General features: G+C 69.7%; 16 protein-coding genes and 1 tRNA gene. 9 read left to right on the top strand and 8 right to left on the bottom strand.

Annotated elements, in window-relative coordinates; all coding sequences use genetic code 11:
* Position 1: 1 nt before the first annotated feature.
* On the bottom strand, positions 2 to 625 hold the full coding sequence (orn, locus tag RR49_RS12365; RefSeq protein WP_045248400.1) for an oligoribonuclease: 624 nt from the start codon (positions 623 to 625) through the stop codon (positions 2 to 4).
* Between the two features lie 79 nt (positions 626 to 704).
* Between orn and RR49_RS12360 the strand changes: the two genes are divergently transcribed.
* Positions 705 to 777 (top strand) — tRNA-Arg (locus tag RR49_RS12360).
* On the opposite strand, the gene yczE is transcribed toward RR49_RS12360, so the two are convergent.
* The gene (yczE, locus tag RR49_RS16245; protein ID WP_048808851.1) at positions 739 to 1,416 is read right to left on the bottom strand and encodes a membrane protein YczE; all 678 of its coding nucleotides are present in this window, start codon (positions 1,414 to 1,416) and stop codon (positions 739 to 741) included. The genes RR49_RS12360 and yczE overlap by 39 nt on opposite strands.
* Positions 1,417 to 1,477: 61 nt before the next feature.
* Here yczE and yczR point away from each other — a divergent pair, with 61 nt between their 5' ends.
* Positions 1,478 to 2,911 carry a MocR-like transcription factor YczR gene (gene yczR, locus RR49_RS12350; RefSeq protein ID WP_045248398.1) on the top strand — a complete coding sequence of 478 codons (1,434 nt, stop codon included), beginning with the start codon at positions 1,478 to 1,480 and terminating at the stop codon, positions 2,909 to 2,911.
* A gap of 4 nt (positions 2,912 to 2,915) precedes the next feature.
* Here the strand turns inward: yczR and RR49_RS12345 are convergent, their stop codons facing one another.
* Positions 2,916 to 3,137, bottom strand: a complete 222-nt coding sequence (locus tag RR49_RS12345) for a hypothetical protein (protein ID WP_045248397.1) — start codon at positions 3,135 to 3,137, stop codon at positions 2,916 to 2,918.
* Positions 3,138 to 3,252: 115 nt separating this feature from the next.
* On the opposite strand from RR49_RS12345, the gene msrA reads away from it, so the two are divergent.
* From msrA to RR49_RS12320, 5 genes are all read left to right on the top strand, one after another.
* Positions 3,253 to 3,777 carry a peptide-methionine (S)-S-oxide reductase MsrA gene (gene msrA, locus RR49_RS12340; protein WP_045248551.1) on the top strand — a complete coding sequence of 175 codons (525 nt, stop codon included), beginning with the start codon at positions 3,253 to 3,255 and terminating at the stop codon, positions 3,775 to 3,777.
* A gap of 170 nt (positions 3,778 to 3,947) precedes the next feature.
* Positions 3,948 to 4,424: a single-stranded DNA-binding protein gene (gene ssb / locus RR49_RS12335; protein WP_045248396.1), complete on the top strand. Its 477-nt coding sequence runs from the start codon at positions 3,948 to 3,950 to the stop codon at positions 4,422 to 4,424.
* Positions 4,425 to 4,449: 25 nt separating this feature from the next.
* On the top strand, positions 4,450 to 4,944 hold the full coding sequence (locus RR49_RS16135) for a DUF6993 domain-containing protein (protein ID WP_245610987.1): 495 nt from the start codon (positions 4,450 to 4,452) through the stop codon (positions 4,942 to 4,944).
* A 53-nt stretch (positions 4,945 to 4,997) separates the two neighbouring features.
* The gene (gene ettA / locus RR49_RS12325; protein ID WP_045248395.1) at positions 4,998 to 6,677 is read left to right on the top strand and encodes an energy-dependent translational throttle protein EttA; all 1,680 of its coding nucleotides are present in this window, start codon (positions 4,998 to 5,000) and stop codon (positions 6,675 to 6,677) included.
* Positions 6,670 to 7,173 (top strand): acyl-CoA thioesterase, encoded by a 504-nt coding sequence (locus RR49_RS12320; protein WP_045248394.1) that lies wholly within the window; start codon positions 6,670 to 6,672, stop codon positions 7,171 to 7,173. Before ettA ends, RR49_RS12320 begins: the two co-directional genes overlap by 8 nt.
* Here RR49_RS12320 and RR49_RS12315 read toward each other — a convergent pair.
* Positions 7,151 to 8,062, bottom strand: coding sequence for an acyl-CoA thioesterase (locus tag RR49_RS12315; RefSeq protein ID WP_045248393.1), 912 nt, complete (start codon positions 8,060 to 8,062; stop codon positions 7,151 to 7,153). The two genes, RR49_RS12320 and RR49_RS12315, sit on opposite strands and share 23 nt — an antisense overlap.
* Positions 8,063 to 8,109: 47 nt before the next feature.
* Between RR49_RS12315 and RR49_RS12310 the strand changes: the two genes are divergently transcribed.
* Positions 8,110 to 8,778: a DUF8185 domain-containing protein gene (locus RR49_RS12310; RefSeq protein WP_045248392.1), complete on the top strand. Its 669-nt coding sequence runs from the start codon at positions 8,110 to 8,112 to the stop codon at positions 8,776 to 8,778.
* 7 nt (positions 8,779 to 8,785) lie between these two features.
* Here the strand turns inward: RR49_RS12310 and RR49_RS12305 are convergent, their stop codons facing one another.
* The 4 genes from RR49_RS12305 to pepN form a co-directional block, all read right to left on the bottom strand.
* Positions 8,786 to 10,453, bottom strand: a complete 1,668-nt coding sequence (locus RR49_RS12305) for an FAD-binding dehydrogenase (RefSeq protein ID WP_045248391.1) — start codon at positions 10,451 to 10,453, stop codon at positions 8,786 to 8,788.
* Positions 10,453 to 10,878, bottom strand: a complete 426-nt coding sequence (locus RR49_RS12300; RefSeq protein ID WP_045248390.1) for a globin — start codon at positions 10,876 to 10,878, stop codon at positions 10,453 to 10,455. Before RR49_RS12300 ends, RR49_RS12305 begins: the two co-directional genes overlap by 1 nt.
* Complete coding sequence (locus RR49_RS12295; protein WP_045248389.1) at positions 10,875 to 12,059, bottom strand: mechanosensitive ion channel family protein; 1,185 nt, start codon at positions 12,057 to 12,059, stop codon at positions 10,875 to 10,877. Before RR49_RS12295 ends, RR49_RS12300 begins: the two co-directional genes overlap by 4 nt.
* Positions 12,060 to 12,124: 65 nt before the next feature.
* A complete protein-coding gene (pepN, locus tag RR49_RS12290) occupies positions 12,125 to 14,668 on the bottom strand; it encodes an aminopeptidase N (protein WP_045248388.1) in 2,544 nt (847 codons plus the stop codon).
* Between the two features lie 137 nt (positions 14,669 to 14,805).
* On the opposite strand from pepN, the gene RR49_RS12285 reads away from it, so the two are divergent.
* A complete protein-coding gene (locus tag RR49_RS12285) occupies positions 14,806 to 15,987 on the top strand; it encodes a ferrochelatase (RefSeq protein ID WP_157013199.1) in 1,182 nt (393 codons plus the stop codon).
* Positions 15,988 to 15,989: the final 2 nt, after the last annotated feature.

Raw genomic sequence — 15,989 nt, 5'->3', positions numbered from 1 at the left:
CTCACACCCCGGGCGCGAACGACGACACCGCCGCCTGCGCGGCAGCGCGCGCATCGTCGGACGAGGGGCCGGGCGCCGGCACGAACACCGCCGAGCGGTAGTACGCCAGTTCGCGGATCGACTCGCGGATGTCGGCGAGAGCGCGGTGGCCGCCGTCCTTCGACGGAGCGTTGAAGTAGGCGCGGGGATACCAGCGGCGGGAGAGTTCCTTGATGCTCGACACGTCGACATTGCGGTAGTGCAGCCATCGGTCGAGGCGAGGCATGTAGCGAGCCAGGAACATGCGATCGGTGCCGATCGTGTTGCCGGCGAGCGGGGCCTTCCCCTCCAGCGGCACGAAGCGCTGGATGTACTCGAGTGCCTGGAACTCGGCCTCGGCGACGGTGATCCCCTCGGGGATCTCGTCGAGCAGACCCGAGGTGCGGTGCATCCCGGTGACGAAATCGTTCATGTGCGCCAGAGCGGATGCATCGGGCTTGATCACGACCTGGAAGCCCTCGTCGAGCGGGGTGAGCTCGAAGTCGGTAACGATCACAGCGATCTCGACGAGCTGATCGACCTCCGGATCGAGCCCCGTCATCTCGCAATCGATCCAGACGAGCCGGTCGCCTTCCGTTCCTGCCATGGCACCGATCCTAGTGCGGGGTGGCGACGCTCGCCCCGGCGACAGGGTGGCGGGGCGAGTGCTCCCGTAGTCTTGATCTGCCCCCGTAGCTCAATGGATAGAGCATCGGCCTTCTAATCCGACGGTTGCAGGTTCGAGTCCTGTCGGGGGCACGTCTGCGCTGTCGAGTCCCCCTCGATGGGTGACTGCGCAATGGATGCCTCGGCACTGCCGTCGTGCCGCACTCGCGCGAAGCGCGCCATGCTCAGGTGCACGAGCGGCCCGATCGCGAGGGCGAAGATGACGGTGCCGATGCCGACCGTGCCGCCGAGCAGCCAGCCGATTGCGAGCACGGTGAGCTCGACGATCGCGCGGCACACCCAGATCGGCCACCCGAGCCGCGTGTTCATTCCTGTCATCAGGCCGTCTCGCGGCCCGGGCCCGAATCCCGCGCCGATGTAGATGCCCGTCGCGAGTGCGACCAGCAGCGTCCCACCGATGAGCAGCGCGAATTGCACCACGATGCCCTCGACCGGAGGCACGATCGCGAGCGTGGCCTGCATGACGGTGCCGAGCAGGAGGATGTTCGCGACCGTGCCCATGCCGGGCCGCTGCCGCAGCGGGATCCAGAGCAGCAGCACGAGCAGACCCACGAAGTTCGTGATCCAGCCGACACCGATGCCCGTGTGCAGGGAGAGGCCCTGCGCGAAGGCTGTCCACGGATCGACTCCCAGACCGGCGCGGATCGCGAGAGCATCTCCCGCACCGTAGAGGGCCAATCCGACGATGAGGGCGAGGATGCGGCGGGTCATTCCTCCATCTCAGCGCACAGGTGGACTTTGTACACCAGTCCAATATGGGTAGCGTGGCCGCATGGACTCGCGAATTTCGGCTCGTGGCCTCGTCGCCGCTCTCGGTGTCTGGCGCACCAGCGAACCCGCGTACGAGGCTCTCGCCGATGCCGTCCGGCTGCTCTGCCTCGACGGTCGTCTCGCCGCTCGCACCCAGTTGCCCGCAGAGCGCGAACTCGCAGCGGCGCTCGCCCTGAGTCGCACCACGGTCGCGGCGGCCTACCGGAGTCTGCGCGACTCGGGCCACATCCGCAGCCAACGGGGATCGGGCAGCGTGACGGAGCCGCTCGGCGGCGGCGAGGGAATGCGTCGCACCATCGCGCCGGACGATTTCGCCCTCGATCTGCAGCAGGCGAGTCCGCCGGCGTGGCCGGGACTGCCCGGGGTGATCGCAGAAGCCGCGACCGACGCCGCATCACTGGTGGCGCGGCCCGGCTACGACGTGGTGGGGCGAGCGGATCTGCGTGCCGCGATCGCCGCGAACTACAGCGCCCGCGGCCTGCCGACGGTGGCCGATCAGATCATCGTGACGACGGGCGCGCAGAGCGCGATCGCGCTCCTCGCGACCGTTCTGGTCACGCGCGGCGACCGTGTCGTGTTCGAGACGCCGACCTATCCGCATGCGGCGGAGGCGTTCCGCCGCGCGGGCGGTCGGCTCGTCGGCATCCCGGTGTCGACGGGCGGCGGATGGGACCTCGACAGAGCTGGACAGGCCTTCGCCCGCACCGTGCCCGTGGCCGCATACCTGATGCCCGACTTCCAGAACCCGACCGGCCGATCGATGACGATCGTCGAGCGCGACGAGATCGCTCGCGCGGCGGTGCGGGCGGGCACCACCGTGGTCGTGGACGACACGACTGCAGACCTCTCTGTGGAGCCCTTCGACCGTGCACCGCTGTTCGGTCTCGACGTTCCCGGCCTCGACATCGTTCGCGTCGGGTCGCTCGGCAAGACCGTCTGGGGAGGGTTGCGCATCGGTTGGATCCGCGCGGAGACCTCGCTCATCCGCCGACTCATCGCCGCGCGATTCGCCGCCGAGCTCGGCACCCCCGACCTCGACCAGGCGATCGCCGCCCGGGTGATGGATCGGTACGACGAGGTGGTCGCCCAGCGGGCCCACGTGCTGCGTGCGGGTCGCGACACGGTCGTCGACGGCGTCGGGTCTCTGCTGCCGGAGTGGTCGGTACCCGATGTGAAGGGCGGAGTGGCGCTCTGGATCGACCTCGGTGCACCGCTGAGCGGCAACGTGGTGCTGGCGGCCCGTGCGCGCGGGATGCTTCTCTCGCCCGGCCCGCGATTCTCGGTGGACGGTGGACACGACACATATCTGCGCGTGCCGTTCACCGCCACCGTCGACGTGCTCGAGCGCGCGGTGGGCGTGCTCGCGGAGTGCTGGCGCGACGTGCGCGCGATGTCGCCGGTGATAGGCTTGGACCGACTCGATGCGGTGATCTGACCGCTCAGCCGGCACGCGCGACATCCGTCGCGAGAGCGCGGTCGCGGAAGCGGCCCATCTCGACGAACCCGGCGCCGGCCCGATAGCGCAGGGTCACCCAGAGGTCGTCGTGCCCGTCACGCACGCGGCGCACGTGCCCCGCAATCGTGCCGTCGGCACGCAGCACGCGCCAGAGGTCTGCCGCGGCGCGCGCGATGCCGTCATCCTGTCGTGGTGTCGTCGTCATGATGCCTCCGTGGTTCGAACATAGCTTCGACCACGGACATCGGCGCCGGGAACAGGGGAGACGAGGGTGCTGTTGTATGCGATGGCACCCTCGGGTGCGAGAGAGTGGAGAGATGATGCAGACATTCGTGTTGGCCGGCGGTTGCTTCTGGTGCCTCGACGCGGCATATCGCTCGCTGCGGGGCGTGAGCTCGGTCGTCTCCGGTTACACCGGCGGGCGGCGGCCCCATCCGACGTATGAGCAGGTGTGCACGGGAGCCACGGGACACGCCGAGGCTGTGGCCGTCACGTTCGACCCCGATGTGGTGCCCGCCGACGTGATCCTGGATGCGTTCTTCACGATGCACGACCCTCGTCAGCTCAATCGGCAGGGCAACGACATCGGCACGCAGTATCGCAGCGCGATGTTCCCCGCCGACGACGCGCAGCGCGAGCTGTTCGAGGCGGCTCGTGATCGGGCGTCGGAGTGGTGGGACGGCGGGATCGTCACGACGATCGAGCCGCTCGGGGAGTTCTACCCAGCGGAGGACTACCACCAGGACTTCTTCGCGAAGAACCCGACGCAGGGCTACTGCCTGGCGGTCGCCGTTCCGAAGGTGAACAAGGTACGCGCGCGCTTCGCGGAGTACGTCGAGGCCTGAACGCGGCTTCCTCCCCAGCGCACACAACGGGCGCGGTTCCCCCTGGCCTCGGGGTCAGGCGGATGCCGCGCCCGTCCCCGTATGAGGCTGGTCCCGGTCGCGACGTCCGGCGGGCACCCGGGCGTCGCGACCGGTGCGGGGACGGTCTCCGCACCGGGAAGGAGCACCTCATGTCTGAGCACATCACCGTCATCGGAAACGTGGCCGGCATCCCCGAACGCCGTACGGTCGCCGATGGCCTCACTGTCACCACGCTGCGGTTGGCGGCAACCGATCGGCGCTACGACCGACAGCGGCAGGCGTGGATCGACGGCGACACGAACTGGTACACGGTGTCGGCGTTCCGCGCGCTGGGAGATCATGCCCACGGGTCGCTGCAGAAGGGTGACCGCGTCATCGTCCACGGGCGGCTGCGCCTGCGGGAATGGGACAACGGCACGCGAAAGGGCGTGTCACCGGAGATCGAAGCCGATGCGATCGGCCACGACCTGCGCTGGGGTACGACCAGTTTCATGCGCGACCATGTCGCCGCGGCCGTCGAGGGCGCGCCGGATGACTCCGAGTCCTCCTGGGCCCTGCCGGGCGACGAGAGCGCCGGGGCTCCGAGCCGAGAGCCTGTCGGCGACAACGTCGCGACGCCGTTCTGAGTTCGGCCCCGGTTAGACTCCCGCTGTGACCCGGTTCCGCTCCTCCGTGCAACTGATCCCCGCCGGTTGCGCGGCGGGGGCGCTCGCTCTTCTCGCGGGGTGCACCTCCACACCGGCTCCATCTCCGACTCCGTCCGTCGCGGTGTCGTCGGCGACGCCGACGTCCACCCCGACGGCATCGGGACCAGTGGCGTTCGTCCCGGGCGGCACGGCTCAGCAGAACCTGCCGATCTTCGCCCAGACGGTGGCGAGCGTATGGAGCGGTCCGGATCAGGTTCACGGCAGGGCTTACATCGACGCGTTGGTCGCCGACGGCTTCTCGAAGGCCGACATGCAGGTCACGAACGATGAGACCACGATCGGACGCGCGGTCGAGAGCCTGCAGTTCTCCGTTCGTCTCGGCGACGAATGTCTGATCGGACAGGTGGGCCCGACTATCGCGAGTCCGGTGACAGAGGTCGCCCCGGGCCTCGTTTCCGGCGGCTGCCTGATCGGACAGACCCGTCCGATCAACTGGTAGCCCGTCAGCACCGTCCGACACGGCGACTCTCGCCCCCGTAGACTGGGGCGGCTATGGCTGAATACATCTACCAGATGGTCCGCGCCCGCAAGGCCGTCGGAGAGAAGCTCATTCTCGACGACGTCACGATGGCGTTCCTCCCCGGCGCGAAGATCGGCATGGTCGGTCCCAACGGTGCCGGCAAGTCGACGATCCTCAAGATCATGGCCGGTCTCGACCACCCCTCGAACGGCGACGCGAAGCTCAGCCCCGGGTTCACCGTCGGCATCCTCATGCAGGAGCCCGAGCTCGACGAGAGCAAGACGGTGCTCGAGAACATCCAGGACGGCATCGCCATCAAGGCGAAGCTCGACCGCTTCAACGAGATCTCCGCCCTCATGGCAGACCCCGACGCCGACTTCGACGCTCTGCTCGCCGAGATGGGCGTCCTGCAGGAGGAGATCGATGCGGCCGACGCGTGGGACCTCGACTCGCAGCTCGAGCAGGCGATGGATGCACTGCGCACCCCGCCCGGAGATGCGGCGATCGCTCCTCTCTCGGGCGGTGAGAAGCGACGCGTCGCGCTGACGAAGCTGCTACTGCAGAAGCCCGACCTGCTCCTGCTCGATGAGCCCACCAACCACCTCGACGCCGAGAGCGTGCTCTGGCTCGAGCAGCACCTGCAGAAGTACCCCGGTGCGGTGATCGCGATCACCCACGACCGGTACTTCCTCGACAACGTCGCAGAGTGGATCGCCGAAGTCGACCGCGGCCGGCTCATCGGCTACGAGGGCAACTACTCGACCTACCTCGAGAAGAAGGCCGAACGACTCGACGTGCAGGGCAAGAAGGATGCCAAGCTCGCCAAGCGCCTGGCCGAAGAGCTCGACTGGGTTCGCTCGAACGCGAAGGGCCGCCAGGCGAAGTCGAAGGCCCGCCTCGCCCGCTATGAGGAGATGGCCGCGGAGGCCGAGCGCACCCGCAAGCTCGACTTCGAGGAGATCCAGATCCCGCCGGGGCCGCGCCTGGGCAGTGTCGTGATCGAGGCGAAGAAGCTCCAGAAGGGCTTCGACGGCCGGTCGCTCATCGACGGGCTGAGCTTCAGTCTCCCGCCGAACGGCATCGTCGGCGTCATCGGCCCGAACGGCGTCGGAAAGACGACGCTGTTCAAGACGATCGTCGGTCTCGAGCCGCTCGACGGCGGAGATCTGAAGATCGGCGAGACGGTCAAGATCAGCTACGTCGACCAGTCCCGTGCGGGCATCGACCCGGAGAAGACGCTCTGGGAGGTCGTCTCCGACGGACTCGACATCATCACCGTCGGCAAGACCGAGATCCCGTCGCGCGCCTACGTCTCGAAGTTCGGTTTCAAGGGGCCGGACCAGCAGAAGAAGTCCGGCGTGCTCTCCGGTGGTGAGCGCAACCGCCTGAACCTCGCGCTCACCCTCAAGCAGGGCGGCAACCTGCTGCTGCTCGACGAGCCGACGAACGACCTCGACGTCGAGACGCTGCAGTCGCTCGAGAACGCACTGCTCGAGTTCCCGGGATGCGCCGTCGTGATCACCCACGACCGGTGGTTCCTCGACCGCATCGCGACGCACATCCTCGCCTACGAGGGCACCGATGAGGACCCAGACCGGTGGTACTGGTTCGAGGGCAACTTCGAGGCCTACGAGCAGAACAAGATCGAGCGGCTCGGCGCCGATGCGGCCAACCCCCACCGCTCCACCTACCGCAAGCTCACGCGTGACTGACGAGCCGTCCGGGGCCGCGCATCGGCGCGTCCACATCCCCATCCATCTGCGATGGGGAGACCTCGACGCGTACAACCACGTCAACAACACGGCGATGCTGAAGCTCCTCGAGGAGGCGCGCGTGCGCGCCTTCTGGCTGCCCGGCGACGGAGAGGACGCCCCTCCCACCGCGGTGCTGCCGGCGTCCGTCGACGACGGGGGGCCGATGACGCTCATCGCGCGGCAGGAGATCGAGTACCTGCTGCCCGTGCCCTACCAGCGCAACCCGCTCGACGTGCAGCTGTGGTTCGGCACGGTCGGCGGATCGAGCGTCGAGGTCTGCTACGAGGTGTTCAGCCCCGCGACGGGCGGGGAGCAGAAGCTGTACGCGAAGTCATCCGCGGTGATCGTGCTCGTCGACCCGGTGAGCGGGCGACCCGTGCGCCTGCCCGAGACCCTTCGTGCCGCGTGGGAGCCGTACGCAGGCCCCTCGATCAGCTACGCGCACCGTCGCTGACGGGAAGTCGCACCATGACCTCCTGCGCCGTCGAGGCGAGCAGGTCGCCGTCGCGGGTGTAGATGCGGCCGGTCGCCAGCCCCCGTCCGCCGCGGGCGTTCGGAGACTCCTGCGCGTAGAGCACCCAGTCGTCGACACGTCCGTCACGATGCCACCACATGGCGTGGTCGAGACTCGCGACCTTCATCCCCGGCGTCGCCCACGCGATGCCGTGCGCACGCAGGATCGACTCCTGGATGCTCAGGTCGCTGAGATACGCGAGCGCGGCCCGGTGCAGCAGCGGATCGTCGCCGATCGGCCGCCGCAGTCGCGCCCACACCGCCTGGTGGGGCACGTGCGCGCCGTCGACCCGCAGGTAGACGGGCCCCTCGACGTAACGCAGCTCGATGGGGCGATCGGTCAGGCGCAGCCCGCTGAACGATGTCACGCGCGTGAGCGCTGTCTCCTGGTCACCGAGCTCCTCGGGGGACGGCACGTTCCCGTCGAAGGACGCCGCGTGCTCGAGCCCGTCATCCGGCACCTGGAACGACGCGATCATCGAGAGGATCGGGGCGCCGCCCTGGTACGCCTGGGTGCGGCGGGTCGAGAACGACCGGCCGTCGTGGATGCGGTCGACCGAGAGCGTGATGTCCTGCGACGCGTCACCGGGCCGGAGGAAGTAGCCGTGCATCGAGTGGATGACACGGTCGTCCCCGACAGTGCGGGAGGCGGCGAGCATCGACTGCGCGAGCACCTGCCCGCCGAAGATGCGACCACTCGGCATGAAGTGCGACGACGCCGTGAAGATGTCCTCGGTCGTGCGCGCGCCCGTGTCGGTGAGGTCGAAGACCCCGAGCAGCCCCGCCACCGGGTCTTCACGCCACCGTGCGATCGCTTCGCTCTCGGACATGCCGCTCCTCCCGAGGCCTCCGCGGGCCGCTTGGTAGTTTAGAGCGGATGTCTCCCCGCCTCGTCTTCCCGGACGCCCATGCCGCGGCGGACGCCCTCACCTTCGCGCGTCGCGCGGCGACCCTCGACACCGACGCGGCCGTGCGTCTGCAGGCTGCCGGGGGACGCCTCGTGATGTCGACGGCGGTGCTGGCACCGCGCACCCTGCTCGACGCGGCCCCGACGGTGCTGGCCCTGCGCATCCTCCCGGTGGACGCCGAGTTGGAGTGTGACTTGGTGGTCGAGGCGACCGGGCTCGCCGCGGCATCCGTCGACACCGAGGTCTCACTGCCCGCGTCCGCCGTGCGCGCCGCGTGGGCGGGCATCGCGCCGCCCCAGGGCGGGTGGGAGCGGGTCGCATCCGTGTCTGCGTCAACGGTCGCGCGCATCGCCCAGGGCGGGATGACCGCCGTCGCCGAGGCGCTGCCCCAGAACCCGGGGGAGGACGTCGTACGCTCGACCCGCGCGACGATCTGGTCGGTCGGCGACGCCGAACTCGACGGAATGCCGCGGGGCGTCGCCTTCGCGGCCTTCGCCCTCGGTTTCATCGGGGGCGACGAACAGGCGGTGGTGTTCGAGGCGGACGGCTGGCGCCGGGTGAGCCTGACGCGCGGGCACGTGCTGCTGCGGGTTCCGCGGCGGCCGTCGATGACCGCCGTGCGCCGCACCGGTAGCTGACGGCTCGTCACACCGCGCGGGATGCCGCCCGCCCCGCGGCACGCCCCGAGAAGAGGCATCCACCGACGAACGTGCCCTCGAGCGCACGGTACCCGTGCACACCGCCGCCGCCGAACCCCGCAGCTTCACCCGCGGCGTAGAGGCCCGGGATCGGCGTCCCGTCCGCGCCCAGGGCGCGCGAGTCGAGATCGGTCTCGATGCCACCGAGGGACTTGCGGGTGAGCACGTGCAGCTTCACGGCGATGAGCGGACCCGACCGGGGATCGAGGATCGGGTGCGGCGTGGCGGTGCGGATGAGCCGGTCGCCGCGGAACGACCGCGCAGAGCGCAGCATCGCGACCTGCGCGTCCTTCGTGAACGGGTTCGCCAGCTCGCGGTCGCGCGCGATGACCTCCGCGCGTGCGGCCTCGGCATCCAGCGCGTCGCCGCCGGGCAGGGCCCGCATGCCGGCCAGCAGGTCGTCGAGGGTGTCGCGCACCACGAAGTCGGCGCCGTGGTCGAGGAAGGCCTGCACGGGTGCGGCGGCGCCCTTGCCGAGGCGCGACCGCACGAGCAGCCCGATGTCCTTGCCCGTCAGATCGGGGTTCTGCTCGCTCCCCGAGAGCGTGAATTCCTTCTCGATGATCTTCTGGGAGAGCACGAACCAGGAGTGATCGTGGCCGGTCGTGCGCAGGTGAGCGAGCGTGCCGAGCGTGTCGAAGCCCGGGAAGAGCGGCGTGGGGAGCCGGTGACCGGTCGCGTCGAGCCAGATCGACGAGGGACCGGGCAGGATGCGGATGCCGTGGCCCGGCCAGATCGGGTTCCAGTTCTGGATGCCCTCCACGTAGTGCCACATGCGGTCGCGGTTGATGAGGCGCGCCCCCGCGGCTCCGGCCGTGTCGATCATTCGTCCGTCGACGTAGGCGGGCACGCCCGTCACCATCGTCGACGGCGGCGTACCGAGCCGGTCGGGCCACATGCGACGCACCGCGTCGTGATTGCCGCCGATGCCGCCGGACGACACGATCGTCGCCGTCGCCCGCACCTCGAACGCGCCCGCGACCTCGCGGGTCGAGGCGACGCCGCGCGCGGCATCCGAATCGGTGAGGATGTCACCCCGCGCTCCGACCACCGCACCCGACTCGGTGATCAGCTCGGCGACGCGGCGGCGGGAAAGGATCGTCACCAGCCCGTCCGCCTCGGCGGCGAGCACCGCGCGCTCGAACGGGGCGACGACGCCGGGTCCCGTGCCCCACGTGATGTGGAAGCGGGGCACGGAATTGCCCGGGCCGAGCGCCGTGTAGCCGCCCCGCTCCGCCCAGCCGACCACGGGGAAGATGCGCACGCCGAGATCGTGCAGCCACGCGCGCTTCTCGCCGGCGGCGAAGTCGAGGTAGGCCTCCGCCCATCGCCGGGGCCACGCGTCGTCGTCGCGGTCGAAGCCCGCCGTGGCGAACCAGTCCTGTCGGGCGAGGTCCAGACTGTCGCGGATGCCCAGCCGTCGCTGTTCGGGCGAGTCGACGAGGAACAGGCCGCCGAACGACCACCACGCCTGACCGCCGAGGTTCGTGCGCGGCTCCTGGTCGACGATCACCACCCGCTTCCCGCGTCGCACCGCTTCGGCGGTGGCGACGAGTCCCGCGAGCCCCCATCCGATCACGAGGACATCGGCAGAGGGGGTCACGGGTGCGGTCATCACGACTCCTTCGTCGGTGCTCCGGGGGTAGGCTCGAACGTGTTCACCATCGCGAACGCGGCCCGTTGGAGATAGTCCCACAGTGTGGCCTCGAGCAGGGGCGGCAGGTCGAGATCGTCGACGCCGTCGCGCATGTGGGCCAGCCACCGGTCGCGGGCGTCCGCGTTCACGTGGAACGGCATGTGCCGCATCCGCAGGCGGGGGTGCCCGCGCTGCTCGCTGTAGGTCGAGGGTCCGCCCCAGTACTGCTCGAGGAACAGCAGCAGACGCTCCTTGGCGGGCTCCAGATCCTCCTCGGGGTACATCGGCCGCAGCACGTCGTCCTCGGCGACGCCGCGGTAGAACGTGTCGACGAGCCGGGCGAACGCCGGTCGTCCGCCCATCTGCTCGTACAGGGACGGGGCGTCGGGGGAGGGCTCGCTCATGGTGTCTCGTCCTTCTCGCCCGTGCTCTCGTCCTTCGGAGCGGGGCGCGTGCGCGGCTTCTTCTCGGCGGGGCGCCGTGTCGCGGGATCCGTCGGGGACGGCTTCGTGATCGGACCCTTCGGTTCCGGTGCCTCATCGGATGCCTCGGCGGCCGTGCGCTTCGCCTTCCAGACCGGTCGCTCGACCACCGGATTCGGCCGCGTGCGGGGAGGGTTGGCGCCGCGCACACGACCGGCGCCTTCGAGCCCCGACAGCATGATCGAGTTGAGCTGCGGGAGTCGGATGCCCATCTCGTCGACCGCGCGCTTGAGGCGCATCCTTAGCTCGCGCGCGACGTCGTCCTTCGCGTTCGACCGCGTCTTCATGACGAGCCGGATGACGAGTGCGTCGCCGGTGATCGACTCGAGACCCCAGATCTCCGGCTGCTCGATGATGCGGGTGCGCCACTTCGGATCCTTCGCGAGCGCGCGGGCCGCCTCGAGCATGTGCTTCTCGACCTCCGCGACGTCGGCGTCGACAGGGACGGCCAGGTCGATGATCACGCGGGACCAGCCCTGCGACATGTTGCCGATGCGCGTGATCTCGCCGTTGCGCACGTACCAGAGGGTGCCGTTCACGTCGCGCACGTGGGTGATGCGCACGCTCACGTACTCGACGACTCCGGTCGCCAGCCCGAGGTCGACGACGTCGCCGATGCCCACCTGATCCTCGGCGACGAGGAAGATGCCGTTGAGCACGTCCTTGACGATGTTCTGGGCGCCGAAACCGAGGCCGGCACCGAGTGCCGCGGTCAGCAGGGTGAGCGACCCGAGGGCCGTCGGCGCGAGGATGTTGACGATCAGCAGCGCGGCGACGATCACGACCGTGACGTTCACGATGTTCGACAGGATCGACCCGAGTGTGCGGGTGCGCTGCACGAGCCTCACGGCCGCGAGCGGCGATCTGTCGAGGGCCTGGGTGTCGTCGACGTGCGCCTTCTCCTTCGCGCCGTTGACGATGCGCGTGACGATCCGGCGGATCAGCCGTCGCAGCACCCACACCACCACGATCGAGACGACCACGACGATGACGACGGCGAGCAGGTTCCAGCCTGCGGCGATCAGCCAGGTCACGATGGCGGTGCCCAGCCCCGCCCAGTCGATGCCGCCCTCAGCGGCCGGAGTGTCGGCGAGATTCCACATCAGGTCCAGCCTAACGACGGATGCCCCGGCCGCACCTGGGTGGGTCGGGGCATCCGTCTGTCAGATCACTCCGCGTCGCGTGCCTGCACGCGCAGCGCCCGCTCGACACCCGCGAGGTTCTCGTTCACGAGGCGGCGCAGCGCCGCGGGCGCGTCGGCGTTCGCCGTGAGCCAGGCCTGCGTCGCGTCGCGCAGCGCGGCGTTCGCGAGCGGCGCCGGGTAGAGGCCCGCGATGAGGTACTCGGCGATCTTGTAGGTGCGCGAGCCCCAGATCGGCAGCAGGTTCTCGAAGTAGGGCGCGACGAACTCGTCGAGCAGGTCGCGACCCGCCGGGTGCACGAAGCCGAGCGCGGCGGAGCGCACGATCGTGTTCGGAAGGTCGGCCTTGCCGACGAGCGAGTCCCACGCGAGCTGCTTCGACGCCGCGTCGGGCAGTGCCGCCTTGGCCTGTGCGGCGAGCTCGGCACCCTTTGCGGTGTTGTCCGCGGCGAGTGCGTCGTCGATGTCGGCCGCGGTGACCAGCCCACCCGCGGCGAGCGAGACGAGGAGGGCCCACGAGAGGTCCGCATCGATCTCGAGGCCGTCGAGCGCGATCACGCCGTCGCGCAGCGCCCGCACGGTCTCGTGCTGGGTGCGGGTGGCCGCGGCGGAGGCGAACGCGGTGGTGAACTGCAGCTGGCTGTCGCTGCCGGCGGCAGCGCCCTGCGCGAGCTCCCACAGCGTGTCGGCGACCCGCACGCGGGTGGCCTCACGGGTCGCGGGGGCGACGTACGCGGTCGCCGCGAGCAGCAGCTGCGCCAGCGTCGTGCGGATCGTGGTCGACTCCGTCTCGGTGCCGATGTTGCCGAGCACGAGGTCGACGTAGTCGGATGCCGCGGCCTCCGCGTCGCGCGTCTGGTCCCAGGCCGCGCCCCACACGAGGGAGCGGGCGAGCGGGTCGCTGATGTCGGCGAGGTGGGCGATCGCGGTCTTCAGCGAGCGCTCGTCGAGGCGGATCTTCGCGTAGGCGAGGTCCTCGTCGTTGAGCAGCACGAGGTCGGGGCGCGCGCGACCGGCGAGCTGGGGCACCTCGGTGAGGTCGCCGTCCACGTCGAGCTCGACGTGGTGCACGCGCACGAGGGCGCCGCCCTTGTGCTGGTAGAAGCCCACACCCAGACGGTGGGGGCGGATGGTCGGGTAGTCGGCGGGGGCGGTCTGCGCGATCGCGAAGCGGGTGATCACTCCCGACTCGTCCTCCTCGATGACGGGACTGAGGGTGTTCACGCCCGCGGTCTCCAGCCACTTCTTCGACCATTCGGTCAGCTCGCGGCCGCTGGTGGCCTCGAGCTCGACCAGCAGGTCGCGCAGCTCCGTGTTCGACCACTGGTGCTTCCGGAAGTACGCGCCGACGCCCGCGAAGAACGCATCGATGCCCACCCAGGCGGCGAGCTGCTTGAGCACCGAGCCGCCCTTGGCGTACGTGATCCCGTCGAAGTTGACCTGCACGTCCTCGAGGTCCGTGATCTCGGCGAACACGGGGTGGGTCGAGGGCAGCTGGTCCTGACGGTAGGCCCAGGTCTTCTCCATGGCGTTGAACGTGGTCCAGGCCTCGGTCCACTCGGTGGCCTCGGCGGTCGCGATCGTCGAGGCCCACTCGGCGAACGACTCGTTCAGCCAGAGGTCGTTCCACCACTTCATCGTCACGAGGTCGCCGAACCACATGTGGGCGAGCTCGTGCAGGATCGTCACGACGCGACGCTCCTTGATGGCATCGGTCACCTTGGAGCGGAAGACGTAGGTCTCGGTGAACGTCACCGCGCCCGCGTTCTCCATCGCGCCCGCGTTGAACTCCGGCACGAACAGCTGGTCGTACTTCGCGAACGGGTAGGGGACGCCGAACTTCTCCTCGTAGTACGCGAAGCCCTGACGGGTCTTCTCGAAGACGTAGTCGGCGTCGAGGAATCCCCACAGGCTCTTACGGGCGTACACGCCGAGCGGGATGACGCGGCCGGAGGCGCTCGTCAGCTCGGAGAACGTCGACTCGTACGGTCCCGCGATGAGCGCCGTGATGTAGGAGGAGATGCGCGGGGTCGGCTCGAACGTCCAGGTGGCGGCGTCGCCGTCGACGACCGGCTCGGGGGTGGGGGAGTTCGAGATGACCTTCCACGCCGCCGGCGCGGTGACGGTGAACTGGAACGTCGCCTTGAGGTCGGGCTGCTCGAACGCCGCGAACACGCGGCGCGAGTCGGGCACCTCGAACTGGGAGTACAGGTACACCTCGCCGTCGACGGGGTCGACGAAGCGATGCAGTCCCTCGCCGGTGTTGGTGTAGAGCGCGTCGGCATCGACGACGAGGGTGTTCTCGGCCTCGAGCCCGTCGAGCTGGATGCGCGAGTCAGCGAACACGGTCGCGGCGTCGAGCGCGCGTCCGTTGAGGGTGACCGAGTGCACCGTGCGGGCGATGAGGTCGATGAAGGTGGATGCCCCGGCCGTGGCCGTGAACGTGACGGTCGTCGTCGAGCGGAACACCTCCGGCCCGGTGGTCAGGTCGAGCACGACCGCGTAGGCGGTGGTGTCGACGATCGCGCGGCGCTCCTGCGCTTCGATGCGGGTGAGGTTCTCTCCAGGCACGTCGGTTCTCCCGTGGGTCGAGGGGGACGTCGCTCCTGACGCGGGTGGCGCCGGCGACAACCCCTCCACCCTACGCCGCGGCACTGACGCGGACCGAGCGATGACCGGGATGGCGGTGCGAGGATGGACGCGTGAGCATCACCTCCGACGAGACATCCGTGCCCTTCGCCTCCGCCGCCGCCGGCGGCGGCGCCGCCCACATCGAGGAGCCGGTGGCCTATGACGGGATCCTGCTCGCGGGATTCGGCGGGCCCGAGGGCCAGGACGACGTCATTCCGTTCCTGCGCAACGTCACGCGCGGACGCGGCATCCCCGACGAGAGGCTGGAAGAGGTCGCTCATCACTACCGGCACTTCGATGGCATCAGTCCGATCAATGCGCAGAACCGCGCGTTGAAGGCGGCGCTCGAGGCGGAGCTCGCCGCGCGCGGCATCCGCCTGCCGGTCTACTGGGGCAACCGCAACTGGACGCCGTATCTCGATGACGCTGTCACCGCTGCCGCCGAGGCCGGCCACACGACGCTCATCGCGGTGGCGACGAGCGCATACAGCTCGTTCTCGAGCTGCCGTCAGTACCGCGAGGATTTCGCGCGCGTGCTCACCGAGACCGGCCTCGCGGGCACTGTGACGATCGACAAGGTGCGCCAGTTCTTCGACCACCCCGGCTTCGTCGCACCGTTCGTCGATGGGGTGCGGGAGGCGATCGCGGGCTTCCTCGCCGACGGGGTTGCCCCCGAGAAGATCCGGGTGCTCTTCTCGACCCACTCCGTGCCGACCGCGGATGCCGAGCGTTCGGGTCCGCGCGACGTCGACTTCGGCGAGGGTGGCGCGTACGCGGCGCAGCATCGCGCGGTGGCCGAGGTCGTCATGGCAGATGTCGCACACGCGATCCCGTCGGCACAGGCCGTCAGGTGGGAGCTCGTCTTCCAGTCGCGTTCCGGACCGCCCACCCAGCCGTGGCTCGAGCCCGACGTGTGCGATGTGATCGAGTCGCTGCCCGCGCAGGGGGTGGAGGCCGTCGCGATCGTGCCGCTCGGCTTCGTGAGCGATCACATGGAGGTCAAGTGGGACCTCGACACCGAGGCTCTGGATGCCGCGGCCGCGGCGGGCCTGCGCGCGGTGCGCACCCGCACGCCGGGTGTCGATCCGGCCTACGTCGCGGGACTCGTCGACCTGGTGGTCGAGCGTCTCGAGGGCACTGCCGCCGCCGACCGCCCGCACCGCACCGATCTCGGCCCCTGGTTCGACGTGTGCCGTCCGGCGTGCTGCGAGAACGTCCGCGCCGGATTCAAGCCCGCCGCGGCGGGCATCGCTCCCTAGGA

Origin of the sequence: Microbacterium ginsengisoli (assembly GCF_000956535.1) — a bacterium.
In the GTDB taxonomy this organism is placed as follows: Bacteria; Actinomycetota; Actinomycetes; order Actinomycetales; family Microbacteriaceae; genus Microbacterium; species Microbacterium ginsengisoli.
Note: the sequence above shows the minus strand (reverse complement) of the source record. Positions and strands in the feature narration are given on the sequence as shown.